Source organism: Vreelandella janggokensis, from assembly GCF_031451615.1.
In the GTDB taxonomy this organism is placed as follows: Bacteria; Pseudomonadota; Gammaproteobacteria; order Pseudomonadales; family Halomonadaceae; genus Vreelandella; species Vreelandella janggokensis.
On record NZ_JARWAJ010000001.1, the window covers coordinates 419129 to 436193 of the forward strand.

Genomic DNA, 17065 nt, shown 5'->3' on the forward strand with positions numbered 1-17065 from the left:
CGCTATGATAACAAGTAAGTACGTACATTATTGGGACAGCCATAGTAACGCAAGGAGAGGGCAATGAACGAGCGGCAGCCATTAAGACGATGGGCGATGGGGGTGGCGCTTTGCCTGAGCGTAGGTGCGGTGGGTGGTGCTGGTGCAGACACAACACCCATTAGCGACACGCTGGAAGTGCGTGTGACGGCGAGTGAACAACAGTTGCCGATCAAAAGTTTCTATCAATACCGCGATTACCAGCCTGTATGGACGACGGCGGCAAGCGTGGAAGCGCTTGTGGCAGGTCTCAATGCGCTTGAGCAGGACGGTATAAACCCTGAGAACTACGCGTCAGCGTCGCTCATGGAAGCGTTTGAGCGCAGCCAGGCAGGTGGGGAGTCTGCCCAGGTGACGTTTGAGTTGCAAGCGAGCCAGGCGCTTTTGCAGGCGCTTGATCATTTGAATCGTGGCCAGGTGAATCCCCGAGAGTTAAGTGCTCAATGGGATGCTGAGCGGCCATCGCGAGGTTACTCGATGGGGGCGGTGGCCAAGGCCGTTAATCAGATGGATATGGCGGCGGCGTTTGACCAGGCACGTCCGGACTCCTCGGCGTACCGTCGACTAAGAGCTGCGTTTATTGATTTCCAATCGCGGTCATTGCAGTCGAGCGTGCCTTACCTTGATCATCGTGAAGAATCGCTCAGACCTGGCGATCAACATGATGATGTTTTAACGTTGCGTCGTCGACTGACGCACTGGGGCGAGCCGCACCTGCTGGCGGCTAACCCGCAGGCTTATCCGCTGGTAGACGTCGACACCCCTGATCAAAGACATTTTGATGCGCCGCTGGCGGCGGCCGTCAAACGTTTTCAACGGCGCCATCTGCTTCAGGAAGATGGCGTGGTCGGCGAACAAACCCGACGCGCGCTTAACGTCCCGCTGTCATTGCGGGCCAAACAGCTCAAGGTGAACCTTGAGCGTGCGCGCTGGATGGGATCTCAGCCGGACAATGCGCCAAGGGTGTGGGTCGACCTTGCCGGCTACCGCTTGCATTACAATCGGCCAGGCGGCGAGCATTGGCAGACCCGCGTCGTGGTAGGTTCCCCCCAGCGTGCAACGCCGGTGATTCAATCGGCGATTACTCATCTAACGTTAAATCCAAGCTGGACCATCCCGCCGACGATCATGCGTGAGGACGTATTACCGCGTGTTCGTGAGGACGTGGGCTATCTAGCCGAGGAAAATATTCAGGTGGTTGATTTTGACGGTAACCCGGTGAATGCTGAGGAGGTCGATTGGCAGCAGCCGGGCAGTGTCATGCTGCGCCAGGTAGCAGGTAGCGCGAACCCATTGGGGAGCATCGTCGTGCGCTTTCCCAATGACCATATGATCTATCTGCACGATACCCCAGCCCAGGGGCTTTTTCAGCGGCATCAGCGCGCGCTCAGCTCAGGCTGCGTCAGGGTTGAGGGTGTTACCCAGTTTGCCCAGCTGTTGTTAGAGGATACCGGCAGTTCGGCACAGGTGGCGAGCTTGGTGGCCAGTAGTCAAAGCGATCGGCAGCTCAGCTTGCCGCGTCGCGTGCCCATTGCGCTGCATTATTTGACGGCTTGGCCGAATGCTGAGGGCGAGGTCGAGTTTCGGCCGGATATATACGGCCACGACGCAGCCGTGGAGTCGGCACTTAGCCAACCCATGCAGCTATCGGGTTAATGACCCTGTAAGCGGCCGATTGCCGAGTAAGGAAATAAAAAAAGCGCCACGTGTGTGGCGCTTTTTTGTTGGAACGCGAGAGTTATTCGTCGTCTTCTGAGGTGTTGCCGACCAAACTGATAGTGCCGGTTTCGCCGCTATCCAGTGCCGCCAGTATGGGCTCGGCCTGGCGCTGAAATGCGATGAGCGTATCGCCATTCAGGCTGGTATTCTCAGGCAGCTCAACGGTCATCGCGTTGACCGGAGAATTGTTGACAATGACCTCGTAGTGCAGATGCGGGCCAGTGCTGCGGCCGGAGTTGCCCGATAGCGCAATGCGCTCGCCCATTTCGATCCGTTCGCCCTGGCTGACCAGAGGTCTTGAAAGGTGTAAATAACGGGTGCGGTAGCCGTTGTCGTGGCGAACGACAATATAGCGGCCGGCGGCGTAATGGTTGGCGACCTTCTCGACCCGGCCCGAAGCCGGGGCCGTGACGGGGGTGCCGATGGGCATGGCAAAATCGGTTCCGTTATGCGGGCTTATGCGCCCGGTTACCGGGTGTTTACGGCGTGGGTTGAAGCCGGAACTCAGGCGGTAGTTGCCTTCAAACGGTCGACGTGCAAAGGCCGGGTCCAGACTAGCACCTTCAGGCGTATAGAATTTATCGTCGGTAGCATTGCGAACGACTGTCAAATTCATGCGTTCGCCCTGGTATTTAACCGCCAGTACACGTGAGTCAAGCGTTTCGCCTTCAATCATGTCAGATTCGACGAGCACCTGAAAATGATCGCCGCGACGGCTGTCGCGGCGAAAATCGAGTTTTTTCTGGAGCAGTAGGGTCAATGCCGTAACGGCGCTACTGCTAAGACCCGTCGACTGGGCGGAGCGGGCAAAGCTGCCGCTGACGGTACCCGCGTAAAGGCGTTGAACCGGCTCGCCTTTGCGCTCAATGCCGGTGATGGCGTACTGGTCATCTTGGCGTTCAACCAATACCCCTTCACGGGTATTTTTCATCATACGCAGCGACAGCAGGCGACCTTCTTCGTCAAGCTGGTAATCGAAGCTGTGGCCTGCACGCCAGTGGGTCAGCATTTTGGGATCGGGAACGTCGTCAAGCAGCTCGAGGACTTCGCTGTAACCCAGGCCTAATTGGTTCTGGGCCAGAACCGCAAAGGTTTCTCCCGGCTCAACGATATGGGTTTCCCACTGCGGGACAAACGGCTCTTCTGCGGCAAGTTCCAAATCAAGGAAAGACACATCGCCAAACAATTCAGCGCCATAGTCTTCATAGGACGTGGCGTCGGCTATCTGGGTAGATGATTCGTCGTCGACATCCAGCATGCCGCTGGTAAGGGTGCCGATCACAACCGCCATGTGCAGCGCGCCATCATTAAGAATGACGTTATTTGTCTTACTTGTGTCTGAAGCGCCGAGTGTGTCTGAAGCGCTGAGTACAGCGGACGAGGGAGCTGGCACGCTTGCAGTTTGTAGTTTTACATCGGCTTGCGCGCCATCAATAACGTCCAGATCGACAATCTCGGTCGCCTTCAGATCGCTCAGCGGTATGTTATCGCGAGTGGCATCAAGGGCGCGGGAGGCGCGGTCGATGGCATCAGCCACCGGGGTGCGTTCTTTATGAAGCACGGGGACGCCAGGGGTAGAATCGCTTGGAAGAGGGACCAGAACGCTCTCCATTGGAGCGTCAGGTTGATTCAGTTCGTTGTATGTCGTTAACAATTTTTGTGTGCCCAGCACCGTAACCATGGTGGCTACCGGTAACAATAACAATTTATGCGTGCGGGGCAGCGAATGAAGGATTCGCAACATGGGTAAATAGACCGCCGAGTTCGTGATTTTAAAGTAACAAAAGCGAATAAACCCATGAACCATAACCCATGATAGCGGGAGTGCCTAGACTGTATATCCATACATAAAGGGAGCTTACGCCCAATCGCGCAAGAACATAGCAGATTCTACAGTTTTTTGAACACTGTTTGCTAACAAATGTAATGCTAGGCGATAAACATCCTTGTTGTAAGCTTTATAGAGTGAAAAAATTTTGCGAGCTTCCATGTGCTTAGCAAGCAAAGCATAGCTGTATTTGGCTTTTTGTAAAGTATCTATATAAGTAATGTCTAACTAATATTGGCGCTAAAATCTCTCCATAACTCCATAAGTTGCTCTGCCCGACGACAAGCTATTGCGTCACCTGAAGGGGCTTTCAGGTAAGGGGCTTGTAGAAAGCGTCTTGCAGAATAGTTGGTTCGGGTTACGGTAATCCGGGCCATAAGCTGGCACTATGGTTTTATCGAAAGTTTGGCGATTGTTTCGCTGTTTTGCGTCGGGGAAATCGAAATGTCTCGGGTAACACTTGCACAGTGGCAGATGTTAGCCGCCGTGGTTGACCATGGAGGGTTTGCTCGGGCCGCCGAGGCCGTGCATAAAAGTCCCTCAACGTTGAACCATGCGGTACATAAACTGGAAGAGCAGTTAGGGGTTCAGGTGCTTGAACCGGTAGGGCGCCAGGTCCGGCTGACGGAGGCCGGCGAGTTACTGCTGCGCCGGGCACGTCAGTTGATTGAAAGTTCTGAGTCGCTGGAAGATGTGGCCTCGCGGTTGGCAGCCGGACTGGAGGCGGAAGTTGTTCTCGCAATTGATCAGGTGTTTCCTGCTGGCGCCCAGGCGAAAGCGCTGGAGCGTTTTTCTGAAACCTATCCCCAGGTACGGGTACAACTGTTTGAAAGCGTCTTAAATGGCGGCATTGAAATGCTATACGATGGCCGCGCGGACTTGGTGATTTCAGGTATTGAGGCGCAAGGGTTTCTTGGGGAGCCGCTGGTGATGGTGAAGTTTGTTGCCGTCGCCCATCCCGCTCATGCGCTGCACAGATTGGGTAGATCGCTGGATCTGCGCGACCTTGCCCAGCACCGTCAGCTAGTCGTCCGGGATTCCGCGCTTCGCCAATCGACTAACGCTGGTTGGTTGAAAGCCGAACAGCGCTGGACGGTCAGCCACCTGAATACCTCGCTCGATATGCTCAAGCGGGGCCTTGGTTTTGCTTGGATGCCAGAAACGCGTATCGAACAAGAACTCCGTGATGGCCAGCTCAAGCCATTACCACTGGCAGCGGGCAGTATTCGGGAAGTCCCTATCCAATTAATTTTTCGTGATCAGGACCGTGCTGGCCCGGCGGCTCATGCCATGGCTGCAGCGTTGCGCCAGGCGGTGCGTGAGTGTGCTTCCGAGGATTCGATTGCGTCGAATGAATAGCGCTAAAACATCCGCTTGAGTCGCGTACCCCCAAGCGTATGCTGAATCGACGCTAACCGCTTTGAGGAGATACACCATGGGGCTGCTGATTGATGGCGAATGGCACGACCAGTGGTACGACACCAAGAAACATGGGGGGGAGTTCGTGCGCGAATCCGCCCAGCTGCGCGACTGGGTGGGCGATCATCCAGGTGTTGAAGGTAGCTGTTACCCGGCTGAAAAGAACCGTTATCATCTCTATGTATCGCTAGCCTGCCCGTGGGCGCACCGTACGCTTATCATGCGCGCTCTAAAGGGACTTGAGTCGATTATCGGGACTTCCCACGTCAGCCCGTTGATGCTTGATCAAGGGTGGACCTATCATCAAGACGAAGGTGCCAGCGGCGACTCTGTCAATGGGGTCGAGTTTCATCGCCAGCTTTATACAATGACCGATCCCCACTACACCGGGCGCGTTACCGTCCCTGTGCTTTGGGACAAGCGGCGTGATGCGATTGTCAATAATGAATCGGCCGATTTGGTGCGTATACTTAACGGCGCCTTTGACGAGTTGACCGGCAATGACCTGGATTTCTACCCTGATGATCTGCGCGATGTCATTGACGAGGTCAATGCCGACGTTTATGACCACATCAATAACGGTGTTTACAAGTCAGGCTTTGCTACCGAACAGCGCGTTTACGAAAAACATGTACAGGCGCTGTTCGATGCCTTGGAACGTATGGAAACGCGTCTGGCACAGCATCGTTACCTGACAGGTGAGTGGTTGACCGAGGCGGATATTCGACTGTTTACCACCTTGATACGCTTCGATGCAGTGTATTACGGCCACTTCAAGTGTAACGTGAAGCGCATCGAGGACTTTCCTAACCTAGCCAACTATGTGCGCGAGCTTTATCAGTGGCCGGGCGTCGCCGAAACGGTCAACATGGACCACATCAAACGCCACTACTATTACAGTCACGACACCATCAACCCCACGCGTATCGTGCCGGTTGGGCCAGCGTTGAACTTCGATCGTCCCCATGATCGCGAGCGGTTATCGGGGAAGGGAATACGCCGCAAGGCCTGATCAAACGTCTGGAAATCAAAAAGCCACCTCGCGGTGGCTTTTTTGACGTTATTCCTAAAAGGGAATTTATGATATCAACGCTGAAGTTACTCTTCGTTGATTTCTTCGTCAGGATCAATGGCCTCGCGAGTTGTTTGCCAGGCGCTTTGAACCCCTTCCTCGGTACTTTGCCAAGCATCACGGGCATTTGCCTTGGTCTGCTCCCACCAGTCGCGGTCATAAGTCGGGAACGACGTTACTTCCTCTTCCGAGGCGCTGATGAGGACACGGTGCTCGGTTTCGTCACCGTCAGTATCGGTTTCCAGGCTGAAGTAGTCAGTGTCGACGACGATTTCGCGACCGCCCAGGCCGAGGACAGAGCCGCTTTCGACGACCAGGGCGCTGACCTGCATATCTTCGTTCAGTAGAATGTCGTCGACATCACCGATTTCTTCATTGGAATTGCCTTCGAGATAAACACTCGCATCCATGATGTCGTCGGCGGAATACATGCCTTGTGGCTCGTCTGAAGCAGCATTGGCATTGAGGGCAACACTGCTGAGTAGGGCTGCACTGACGGCAGTGGTGATCATTGATTTACGCATAGCATCTCTCCTTGTGGCTACGAACCTCAATATCTGGTTGGGTAGCCGTGTCGACTAGGCGACAGGCAACAGAATATTGAGAGAATATATTGGCGCGTTGAACGATTACAGGGAATTGGCCCAGTCGTCCGCCTTGCGCTCGGCTTCTTCCTTTTCCAAGCCATATTTTTGCTGCAGCTTGCCCACCAATTGGTCACGTTTGCCGGCGATCTGATCAAGTTCATCGTCGGTGATTTCGCCCCAGCTGGCGCGTGCTTTGCCTTTCACTTCGGTCCATCTTCCTTCGACTTGATCCCAGTTCATCGAATCACTCCTTGAGGTGCCATGAAATTGATAAGGCACCCATCAGGCTAGACGAAATATGGCATGGTGCAAGGAGGCAGCGAACGAAAAAACACTGAAATGACTGGTCAGGTACCGAAGGCGGTGTTAGCATGCGCACTCCTCGCATGTGCTGACCCCACCATCACGACGATAAGCGTTTGCCTGCGTAGTCACGAGTCGTTCCCAAGAACCGCTCCCTACGAAGCAACGTTTGCTGGAACATCTTGCTAACGCCAGATGTTGACTGCTGTGAAGATGGCGCGCCTCCAGTATTTCACCAAACGGGTGAAATCGGCGCAACAAGGTCGCCACGGCGGATTGAACCGCTATCAAAGCGCCAATCCGGATGCTGGGTGCGACCGGCGTCTCCGACTCCACCGATGACGATATCCGCTATGCGGAGCCATGTTCTTTGATGCTGCCTTGACGTGCGCATCATTAACGAGTCAGAGACGCTTACGATGTTTTTTGCCGGAACAACCGGCCTACCAAGGTGTGATTAATGACCTCGACTTCTGTCGCTTCGCCGAGCTTCGGCGATCTTGCTCTATTGCCTGCCGTTCTGACGGCTGTTGAATCTCAGGGCTACGAAACTCCCTCACCCATTCAGGCGCAGACCATTCCTGCGTTGCTCGAAGGGCGGGATATGCTGGGCCAGGCGCAAACCGGTACCGGTAAAACCGCTGCGTTTGCATTGCCATTGTTATCGCGTCTGGAACTGACGCGCCGTGAGCCTCAGGTGTTGGTCATGGCACCGACTCGCGAGCTTGCTCAGCAGGTGGCTGTCTCGTTCAGTAAATACGGCCAAAACCTTAAAGGCCTCGAAGTTGCTACCCTGTGTGGCGGTCAAGAGTACCGTGAGCAACTCGGCGCGCTGAAGCGCGGTGCCCAGGTTATTGTCGGCACCCCTGGTCGGATTATCGACCATCTCGACCGCGGCAGTCTGAAACTTGACGGTCTTTCTGCGCTGGTGCTGGACGAAGCGGACGAAATGCTGCGTATGGGCTTTATCGACGACGTAAAACGCGTGGTTGCCGATACCCCGAAAAATGCGCAGCGCGTGTTCTTCTCCGCGACCCTGCCGACTGAAATCGAGCGTATTGTTAACCGCTATCTGGTCGACCCGGTTAAAGTCGCGATCGAGAAAGGCACAACGACGGGTGAAAACATCGAGCAGCGCATCGTGCGTGTTGACGGTGGCGCCAAGCTTGAAGCCCTGGCGCGTATTCTCGAAGTCGAGCCGGTCGATGGCGCCATTGTCTTCGTCCGTACCCGTGCCGCCTGTACCACCCTCGTAGAGCAGTTGACGGCGCGTGGTATCAATGCGGCAGGCCTTTCGGGTGACCTTGACCAGAGCCTGCGTGAGCGCACCATCACCCGTTTGAAGCGTGGCAAGGTCGACGTGCTGATCGCCACCGATGTGGCCGCACGTGGTCTGGACGTAGCGCGGATCACCCACGTCATCAATTACGATCTTCCCCAGGATGCGGAAGCGTATACCCACCGTATCGGTCGTACTGGCCGTGCCGGCCGCAGCGGTATCGCTATTACCTTTGCCGGTTTCCGCGAAGGACGCAAAGTGGGCTGGATGGAGCAGGCAACCGGCCAGAAAATGACCGAAATGCCGCTACCTGACGAATCTGCTATTCGTGCGCACCGTGATGAAGTTTTCCATCAGCGCGTCATTGCTTCGTTAACCAAAGGGGCAGAAGAACAGCGTGCGCTGATCGAGCGTCTGGTAGAAGAAGGCCATGATCCGGTCGAGTTGGCCTGTGCCTTCTCTGCCATGGCCCGCGCTGATGAAGCGCCTATTGGTCGTCTGCAGGCACCGCGCAAAGAGAAGCCTTCGCGTGATGGCGCGTCTGGCGGCAAGCCGGGTGCTCGCCGTGAGCGTTCAAGCACGCCCAGCGAAGGCATGACCCGCTACCGCGTTTCTGTCGGCCATAAAGACGGCGTCAAGCCCGGTCAACTGGTCGGTGCGCTGGCTAACGAAGGTGGCATCGAAGGCGCGCGTATTGGCCGTATCGATATCCGTAATGCCTTCTCGGTAGTTGAACTGCCAAGCGGTTTGCCGTCTTCAATCCTGACCAAGATGGCGCGTGCTCGCGTATCCGGCCGTCCGCTGGAAATCAGCGAAGACAGCGCCCCAGAGCGTGCTCCGCGCCGTCGCCGTGACGAAGGCGATGCGCCGGTTCGTCGCCGCGAACGCGCCTAAGGCGCCATCAGTTGCCGCTTAGCGGTCACTGGTGACATCCGACGCCCCCGTGCCTTCCCAGGTGCGGGGGCGTTTTTTGTTATATTCACCGCTCACCCGCCCAAGGAGGAAACCATGCTTGCATCACTGCATGAATGGAGCCTGGCGCCCAAGGACGCAGTGGCGCTGCAGACGGAGTTGGCAAAGCGGCTTGAGCTGACCGACCGACTCGATACGGTACGCCATATTGCCGGAGTGGATATCGGTTTTGAGGATGGCGGTGAAACAACCCGGGCAGCGGTGGTGGTGCTCAAGTGGGACCCTGATACTGCGCCTGACTTAAGCGTTATAGAGCAAGTGGTTCACCGCGAGCCCACCCGCATGCCCTATATCCCCGGGCTGCTGTCGTTTCGAGAAATCCCTGCTGCGCTTGGCGCCTTCATAAAACTGACCGTTCAACCCGAACTGGTGATGGTGGACGGACAGGGCATCGCCCACCCACGCCGGCTGGGGGTTGCCTCTCATCTGGGGCTATGGCTGGATACGCCGACCATTGGCATTGCCAAGTCGCGGCTTATCGGCTGCCATACTGAGGTGGGCGAGCAGCGTGGCGACTGGGTGCCGCTCACTGTCCGCGGCGGTGAGGTGATTGGCGCGGTGTTACGGTCACGTGCCAAGGTGAAACCGGTGTATGTGTCGCCTGGCCATCGCCTGTCACTGGAAGCGTCTTTGCTATGGGTGTTGCGCTGCCTGGGCGCTACCAAGCTGCCAGAGCCCACCCGTCTGGCAGACCGGCTGGCCTCCCGACGTGGTCAAAGACGCGATTGACTACACAAACGCCAGGAAGCGGCGCAGAAGGCCTGATGCCTCTGGCGTGTCGTGAACGCCACTCAGCAGGGCGTCGGGATCTTCGCCCTGGTCGCTTAGCGCTGCCCGCTGACGCTCCAGATACGCCCGCATCACCGGTGCAGTGAATTCGGGGTGAAACTGCACGCTCCATTGGCGTGGTCCATAGCGTAGTGCCTGATGGGCATCGTGGCTGTTATGCGCGAGCACCGTGGCGTTGGGTGGCAACTGCATCACTGATTGCGCATGGGTGAGATGCGCCGGGAAGGACGCGGGCAACTGGCTGAAGAGAGGATCCTGCTGACCGGCCTGGGTAAGCCTTAGCCGATGTGTGCCTGACTCCCGACCGGCGGGGTGGAAGTCGCTGACGCCGTCAAAGGCCGCTGCCATGAGCTGGTGCCCGTAACACACGCCGAGCATTGGCACGTCGTCGGCCAGCGCCTGCTTGAGCCAGGGTTTTAGCGCCTCGCTCCATGGCGGTGCTTCACTCACCATACTGTGCGAGCCGGTGATGACCACACCGGCAAACGAGGCGGGCGACGCCGTTGGTGTTTTCTCCCGTACATCCCAAACGCTTAATGTCAGGTCGTCAGGTAGCGCCTCGCGCAGTTGCTGGATAAAAAGCTGCTCAAAATCACCGTGCTGTTCAACCACTTCCGGGAAGGCATCACCGGTTTTAAGAATCACTAAAGAAGGCATGATGGCTCTCGTCTTGGCGCGGCGTGTAACAAACCAGCTAGGATAATTTCCGTTTAGGATGCAGTATAGGCGTCCCATACTACGTTCAGGAGTCTGATATGCAACAGATTACCCGTGCCGGTGAGCCGATGGATGTTGCTGGCCGTTTGCCAGCCCCAGGCGAAGTGGCGCCTGCCATGACGCTCACCAACAGTGAGCTTCAGGATGTCACCCTTGATACGTATCAAGGTAAACGCAAAGTTCTCAACATCATTCCCAGCGTCGATACGCCGACTTGCGCGATGTCGACCCGGCAGTTTAACGAGCTGGCGTCCAAGCTTGAAAACACCGTGGTGTTGGTGGTGTCTGCCGATTTGCCCTTCGCCGCCAAGCGGTTTTGCGGCGCGGAAGGCCTGGACGATGTCGAAACGCTGTCCACCTTCCGCCATCGCGAGTTTCAGGAAGCCTGGGGCGTTGCGTTGTGCAATAGCGCTATGGAAGGGCTGTGTGCCCGGGCCGTCGTGGTGCTGGACGCCGATAACCGCGTGTTGCACAGCGAGCTGGTCAGTGAGTTGAAAAACCAGCCGGATTACGACGCGGCGCTAGCTACGCTTAACGCTTGATAGTGGCCTGACGGCGCTCTGCCGCCGCCACCAGTGCGCGAACTAAACGCTGTTGGGGGCGGTTGAAAACCAGCCATTCAGGGTGCCATTGCACGCCAAGCAGAAAATCGTGGTCCCGGGACTCAATACCCTGAACCAGCCCATCGCGGTCGCGGGCGACAATGTCGATTCCCTTTCCTGCCCGATTGACGGCTTGGTGGTGCAGGCTGTTGACGCGGCACCAGGTAACGCCGAGCAAGCGGTGCAACTGACTGGCCCCCACGATATCGACGGTCTTGCGCGGCAGCACCGTGCGTCGACGCTTCAATCCTTCATGGGTCGTGTAAATATCCGGGTCCAGGGTTCCCCCCAGGTGCACGTTGATCAGTTGAGCGCCCCGGCAAATACCCAGTACGGGGGTGTTTCGCGGGATGAAATGCTTCAGCAGCCTGAGCTCCAGTTCGTCTCGGGCAGGGTCCAAACGGACGTCCAGCTGCACCTCACCACCATAGAGTGAGGCTTCGATATCATCACCACCGCCGATGATAAGTCCGTCAAGATCATCGGGCAGAGGTCTGGCAGGCGATAAACGCAGCGGTCGGCCACCATGACGCCAGACTGCAAACCAGTCGAAACACCAGGCAAGCTGGCTTTTTGCATCGGAAGTAGTAATGCCAATTAACGGGCGGGCCATGCAACGGCACTCTTGGTTAATGTGAATGAATAGTCAATGTGTATGAATAGTCGACGTGAAGGACTGAACAGGAATACCCCGAGGTTAAAGCTATCAGCGCTTCGTTGAAGCGTGCTCACTCCACCATCGCTTGGCTCGGCTTGCCAGGCGAGTAATCAATGGCCGGTTATGCTGGGCGATATAGTGGTCGCAGCGCGCATCAAGGTTTTCCCTGGAGGCTGCCAAACGTTCCACGGCGACCCAGCGATTCCATTCCGTGACGCCTCCCCAATGGGGCTCCGAAAGCTGGGCATTAGGTAGCCGGTAATGAAACGTTGGTCGCGGTTTGGTCAACTCGCCATGCAACAGCTTGTGCGGGTGGTCAGGGCGAAGGTAAGCAAACAGTGGCAGTAAATCCAGTTCCCGATTACGGGTGGGATTGTAGTGCAGATAGTCATCAATCAGCGTGTCGATATCCGGCGTGTACTGACGGTTTAATACCTTGAGTGCATACTCTTTGGGGAAGGGATTGGCGTGGGGCAGCACTTCGCGAGTGATATCCACCTTGATCTCGCTGCGCAGCCAGCTTGCCAGGAGCAGGTAGGCGCGTAGCATCGCCAGCAAGTAATCCACGTCTTCGCGCTCAACTTCCGGGTTGAGGTGTAACCCAAAACCGTAGAGTAAACTGGCATCCGTGCCTTTGGCCCCGTGCGTCCGCAATGCCTCAAACAGCGTATCGAGCTCGTCAAGCTCGTTCCAGGGCACCGGTGGGCAAACGATCTCTGTAGGCACCAGGCCCGTCACCATATCGCCAATCAACTCGCGGGTTTTACGGTGGAACTCCAGGCGATGTTGGTGTTGCTGGCGCGACCATTCGCTGTCCTGCTCGTGGATTTCCTCCAGTAGTGCCCGGTCAGGGTGCGCATATTGGGTATCCAACTCAATGCCAAATTCGCCCCAACGGGTGCCTTCGACCAGTAGCCGATGAGGGCTGACCACGTTAAGCTCGCCACCAAACAGCTCGCGCACGATCAGGGCTGTGTCGCGTGGGGGCAGACCGGCAAACTCGATTTCGACACCGACCTGGCGAGTTTTGCCCTTTGAGTTCCATCCATTAGGTGGCGCTTCTAACGTCATCTCGGCATCCTGTGAGGTGAACGATTTGTGTGCTCAGCCTATCATAGTCACGTCCGAGGGCTGAGAATATTCGCTCAGCGAGCCCTTTAGAGGGATAATTATGCGGCATTGCCTTTTGATGCCTTGGTTCAGGAGTAACATGTGCGACCGCACTGGCTAATCAATACCGTTCTTAGTTTTGTTTTCATTGTACTGATGGGCGTCATGACGTCCCACGCTCACGCGCAAGCGATCTCGCTGCCAAGCCTCGGTGGCGGTGACTCGGAAGAGCAGAACGACGTTAACAGCGAAGACTTCCAGGGATCGCTGAATGACGTTATTTCAATGCTTGAAGACGAAGAGCGGCGCAGCGAATTGATCAACTCGCTGCGTGAACTGCAAACCACGACGGAAGAAGCCAGTAATGATGATGGGGTCGTTCGCCAGGGGGTACTGGGGGCGCTTGCGGATACGCTTACCGACATCGGTGAGCAGGCTCAGGCGGGTGGTTCGCCAATAGAAGAGTGGCAACGTCAACTGGTCAACGGCGGTGAGGGGTTGCAAGCCGTGGCCAGTAGCGCCAGTCGCGGCGAGATGATTCGTGCGGTGGCCGAAGGCGCGGTCCTTGCTGTGGTCTGGGTGGGACTGCTGGTATCCATGATTGGTGCAGGAAGGGTGATCGCCAATCGCCGCGAGTGGCCGCTTGATTTGCCCCGCGACCCGAAAGGCTGGCTGATGGTCGTGCACTTCTTTCGGCGCATCCTGCCCTGGATACTGGCGTTTGCGATTACGCTGGGGATCGGCCAGTTGATGGCTTATAGCCCAGGCCGGACCATGGTGTTGGTCGTGGCTTATATTTGCGTTTGTGGTCGGTTGCTCTCGGTGGTGTTTGAAACCGTCGTGGCCTTCTTCAGCCGTGGGCATCGGTTTACGGCCGTGCAACTGCTGCATCAGCGTGCTCTGCGAGGCCTGTTTGTCATTGGTGCGCTGATCGCACTGGGCGATGCGGTGAATTCGACCCGCATTGTCGAAATGCTGGGCAACGAGCTTTCCAGCCTGGTTTCCGTACTGGCCAATATGCTGGCAGCGTTGATCTCGGCCCGCTTCGTGATCAAATTCAAACGTCCAGTGCGTCACCTGATCTGTAACCGCCCCTACAAGCAACGGCGGGATGCCAACACTGCTGTGGAGATGATTCGCGCGCTCGGTGGGCTGTGGCATATCCCTGCGCTGCTGTTGGTAGGTGGCTCTTTGCTGGCGATCTTTATTACCGTTGGCGATGTGGGCACGGCACTTGCCCGGTCGATCATTTCGGCGAGCCTACTGGTACTGACGCTGGTTGTGACTGGCCTGCTGCGTCGTCAAGCTGAGCGCTTGGGTCAGCGCCGCCACCGTCGCCGTCGGCAGAGTCAGTACCGAAAGCGGCTTGAGCGTTTTGGATTCGTGCTGGCACACATTTGTGCTTGGGTGGTCTTTGCTGAACTGTCGATGCAGGTATGGGGTAGCTCGATGTTTGGCCTGGGCCAGCGCGGCCTGGCGGGCGCCCAGCTTGGCCCAGCCCTGGTGAGCCTGGGCGGAACCGTACTGCTGGCCTGGCTGGTATGGATTTTTGCCGATACGGCCATTCAGCGCGCGTTGATCTCATCAACGCGCTCCCGCGGTAAACGGGTCAATCAGGCGCGTGCGCAAACCATCACACCGATGATCCGCAACGTCATATTCATCACGATTCTGATTATTGCCGTTATTGCCGGACTCGCCAATCTGGGCGTTAACGTGACGCCGCTGTTGGCGGGTGCCGGTGTCATCGGTCTGGCGATCGGCTTTGGGGCGCAAACGCTGGTTCAGGATCTGATCACGGGTATTTTTATCCTGATTGAAGACTCCCTTGCCGTGGACGACTTTGTCGAAATCAACGGCCACATGGGCACGGTAGAAGGCCTGACTCTACGAACGGTAAGGCTGCGCGACCTTGACGGCATTGTGCATATCATCACGTTCAGCCGCATTGAATCGATCCACAACATGTCCCGGCAGTTCGGTATTGCGTTGATGCGTATCCGTATTCCCCACGACATGAACATAGACGATGCCATCCATCTGATGCAGGAAACCGCCCAGGAACTGCGCAAGGATCCGATGATGCGCCACCATATCTGGTCGCCGCTTGAGATGCAGGGAATCGACAGTTTTGACGATGGTGGTGCTATCTTGCGCATGCGGTTCCGTACCGCACCCGAAATGCAATGGGACGTAGCCCGCGCCTTTAACCTGATGTTGAAACAACGCATGGAAGCCGACGGGGTCGACCTGGGCGTGCCACGTTTGAGCGTCAGCATGGAAGGTCTGGCAGGTGGTTCTACGGCGTCGGGTGGCAGCGTGGACATGAGGCTGCAGGGTGACGGTGACTCAGCCGACGAGCGTCACTCCAATGAGGACGTCAGTGACCCTGAGGAGACATCAGGAGGGAGAGAAAGGCCGACACCACCCAAACCCGCACCGATGCCGACCAAAGCCGAAATCAGGAAAGATGAACGACAGCGCAAGGGAGGTGATGAGAACCGTCGCCTATCCCGCGGCAAGCCCCATGCAGAGGGCAAATCCCATTATGATGCCGAGACCGGCTCCGGTCGCGAACACGGTGACGAGTAGCCATGGGCCTCGCCAGCGCCGCCAGCGATTGTACAGTGAGACCGCGTTGCTGACGCGGTCGACCATTTCATCGTGGCGCGAAATGGCATGATCGGGTGGCAGCGAAAAATCGTTGGCCACATCGCCTTGCCAGTGCGCTCCGTGGGTCAAGCCAAGTCGCGCACGCAGGCAGCCAATATCGTTGAGCGTGTGGTGTAACGTATCGTAGGCCTCACGGTGCTCGTTGACCGCGAGAACACTCTCAGCGTCCTGGCGTAGGGCACTGTTGGGGCAGCGCATCACGGCATTGTGGATGTCGTGCTCACTTGCCTCTGGTGAAAGTGATAGGCGTTGATACAAATCGCGCATAGTTTTGTGGTTATTCCGTCTGTCGCTGCTGCGTCTTTTAGTAGGTTTGCATCAGGTAATCATACGCGTTTTTGATCCGCTGGAAACGTGCGGAGGCAAGCGCCACCTGATGCTCGCTTTCGGTAAAAAAACGATCCGGGTGATGAAGCTGTGCCATGCGCCGATAAGCGAGGCGTACGTCGCTGCGGCTGGCCCCCGGCGGCAGCCCGAGGACGGCCAGGGCACGCGTGGTACGGTCCGGGGGAGGTGCGGTGCGCTGCCACTGTCGGCGTTCACCCTGGGCGCGTTCGTACCGAGACCGGTCTTGATGCGCCTGTTCACGCTGAGCCTGTTCGCGGCGGTACTGGTCATCGCGTTGCCGTTGGCGTTCACGTTCCTGTCGGGCGTGCGCCTGACGCGCTTGAGCCTCTTCCTGTTGGCGCTGCTTTTCCTGCTGCTTACGCTGTTTTTTCTGTTTGCGTTGCTGGTGTTTCTCATCGGCCTGCTGTGCTGCTTCGTCCCGAGCCTGCTGTTCAGCAGCGGCCTCGCGTGCCTTTTGGTTAAAATAGTCAGGATTGTGATGCTGCCAGTAGGCATGACGACTGGGATCTTCAGGAGACACAAACGGCCGGCCCGTTAGTTCATGAAACAAGGTGCTCAGGGTTGTGGGGGTCACATTGAGCAAGTCCGCCAGAAAGCGCAGGATATAATGGTTGGCTAACGACAGTTCTCCGTCATCGGTTGCCACGGTGATCGACTGGTGCAATACACTCAAGCTGCGCTCCTGCGAGCACTCTTTACGCAGAATCTCGGCGGCCAGCTGAATGGCTTGAAGGTCCTGACTATGGGCAATGCTCATGACCGGCCCCAATTCATGTCCATGACGAAACTGCGCCGTGACCTGGGCCAGGCGACGGCGTCGCTGACCTTCCGACACGTGCTGGCGGTTCACAAGTACCCAAGCCAGCAATAGTAGCGTTGCCGTATCCACTTGGCTGCGGCTATTTAACAGCACCAGCTCAAAGGGTGAAAAACGGGCCATGGACATCCAC

General features: G+C 56.9%; 15 protein-coding genes. 7 read left to right on the forward strand and 8 right to left on the reverse strand.

The window, feature by feature from the left end; genetic code table 11:
- Positions 1-63 precede the first annotated feature (63 nt).
- A complete protein-coding gene (locus QC816_RS01920; RefSeq protein ID WP_199283785.1) occupies positions 64-1695 on the forward strand; it encodes a L,D-transpeptidase family protein in 1632 nt (543 codons plus the stop codon).
- 82 nt (positions 1696-1777) lie between these two features.
- Here QC816_RS01920 and QC816_RS01925 read toward each other — a convergent pair whose 3' ends face one another.
- The gene (locus QC816_RS01925) at positions 1778-3502 is read right to left on the reverse strand and encodes a peptidoglycan DD-metalloendopeptidase family protein (protein WP_309780683.1); all 1725 of its coding nucleotides are present in this window, start codon (positions 3500-3502) and stop codon (positions 1778-1780) included.
- 528 nt (positions 3503-4030) lie between these two features.
- Here QC816_RS01925 and QC816_RS01930 point away from each other — a divergent pair.
- Positions 4031-4945: a LysR family transcriptional regulator gene (locus QC816_RS01930; protein WP_085918184.1), complete on the forward strand. Its 915-nt coding sequence runs from the start codon at positions 4031-4033 to the stop codon at positions 4943-4945.
- Positions 4946-5021: 76 nt separating this feature from the next.
- Positions 5022-6017 carry a glutathione S-transferase family protein gene (locus QC816_RS01935; RefSeq protein WP_309780684.1) on the forward strand — a complete coding sequence of 332 codons (996 nt, stop codon included), beginning with the start codon at positions 5022-5024 and terminating at the stop codon, positions 6015-6017.
- A gap of 86 nt (positions 6018-6103) precedes the next feature.
- Here QC816_RS01935 and QC816_RS01940 read toward each other — a convergent pair whose 3' ends face one another.
- Both QC816_RS01940 and QC816_RS01945 read right to left on the reverse strand, forming a co-directional pair.
- Positions 6104-6601, reverse strand: a complete 498-nt coding sequence (locus QC816_RS01940) for a PRC-barrel domain-containing protein (protein ID WP_199283783.1) — start codon at positions 6599-6601, stop codon at positions 6104-6106.
- A 105-nt stretch (positions 6602-6706) separates the two neighbouring features.
- Entirely contained in the window at positions 6707-6904 is a 198-nt protein-coding gene (locus QC816_RS01945) for a CsbD family protein (RefSeq protein WP_085918181.1), read from the reverse strand.
- A gap of 523 nt (positions 6905-7427) precedes the next feature.
- On the opposite strand from QC816_RS01945, the gene QC816_RS01950 reads away from it, so the two are divergent.
- Together QC816_RS01950 and nfi are read left to right on the forward strand one after the other, a co-directional pair.
- Positions 7428-9140 carry a DEAD/DEAH box helicase gene (locus tag QC816_RS01950; protein WP_085918180.1) on the forward strand — a complete coding sequence of 571 codons (1713 nt, stop codon included), beginning with the start codon at positions 7428-7430 and terminating at the stop codon, positions 9138-9140.
- Between the two features lie 114 nt (positions 9141-9254).
- The gene (gene nfi, locus QC816_RS01955; RefSeq protein WP_309780685.1) at positions 9255-9947 is read left to right on the forward strand and encodes a deoxyribonuclease V; all 693 of its coding nucleotides are present in this window, start codon (positions 9255-9257) and stop codon (positions 9945-9947) included.
- On the opposite strand, the gene QC816_RS01960 is transcribed toward nfi, so the two are convergent.
- Positions 9948-10664 carry a glutamine amidotransferase gene (locus QC816_RS01960; RefSeq protein WP_309780686.1) on the reverse strand — a complete coding sequence of 239 codons (717 nt, stop codon included), beginning with the start codon at positions 10662-10664 and terminating at the stop codon, positions 9948-9950.
- Positions 10665-10762: 98 nt separating this feature from the next.
- Here QC816_RS01960 and tpx point away from each other — a divergent pair, with 98 nt between their 5' ends.
- Positions 10763-11266 carry a thiol peroxidase gene (tpx, locus tag QC816_RS01965; protein WP_309780687.1) on the forward strand — a complete coding sequence of 168 codons (504 nt, stop codon included), beginning with the start codon at positions 10763-10765 and terminating at the stop codon, positions 11264-11266.
- Here tpx and QC816_RS01970 read toward each other — a convergent pair.
- The gene (locus QC816_RS01970; RefSeq protein ID WP_085918176.1) at positions 11256-11939 is read right to left on the reverse strand and encodes a gamma-glutamyl-gamma-aminobutyrate hydrolase family protein; all 684 of its coding nucleotides are present in this window, start codon (positions 11937-11939) and stop codon (positions 11256-11258) included. The two genes, tpx and QC816_RS01970, sit on opposite strands and share 11 nt — an antisense overlap.
- 93 nt (positions 11940-12032) lie before the next feature.
- The gene (locus tag QC816_RS01975) at positions 12033-13055 is read right to left on the reverse strand and encodes an amidoligase family protein (RefSeq protein WP_309780688.1); all 1023 of its coding nucleotides are present in this window, start codon (positions 13053-13055) and stop codon (positions 12033-12035) included.
- 141 nt (positions 13056-13196) lie between these two features.
- Here QC816_RS01975 and QC816_RS01980 point away from each other — a divergent pair, with 141 nt between their 5' ends.
- Positions 13197-15686, forward strand: a complete 2490-nt coding sequence (locus QC816_RS01980) for a mechanosensitive ion channel family protein (RefSeq protein ID WP_264823497.1) — start codon at positions 13197-13199, stop codon at positions 15684-15686.
- Here QC816_RS01980 and QC816_RS01985 read toward each other — a convergent pair.
- Together QC816_RS01985 and QC816_RS01990 are read right to left on the reverse strand one after the other, a co-directional pair.
- Positions 15603-16034, reverse strand: a complete 432-nt coding sequence (locus QC816_RS01985) for a hypothetical protein (RefSeq protein ID WP_264823496.1) — start codon at positions 16032-16034, stop codon at positions 15603-15605. The two genes, QC816_RS01980 and QC816_RS01985, sit on opposite strands and share 84 nt — an antisense overlap.
- Before the next feature lie 37 nt (positions 16035-16071).
- Positions 16072-17061 carry a J domain-containing protein gene (locus QC816_RS01990; RefSeq protein ID WP_085918172.1) on the reverse strand — a complete coding sequence of 330 codons (990 nt, stop codon included), beginning with the start codon at positions 17059-17061 and terminating at the stop codon, positions 16072-16074.
- Positions 17062-17065: the final 4 nt, after the last annotated feature.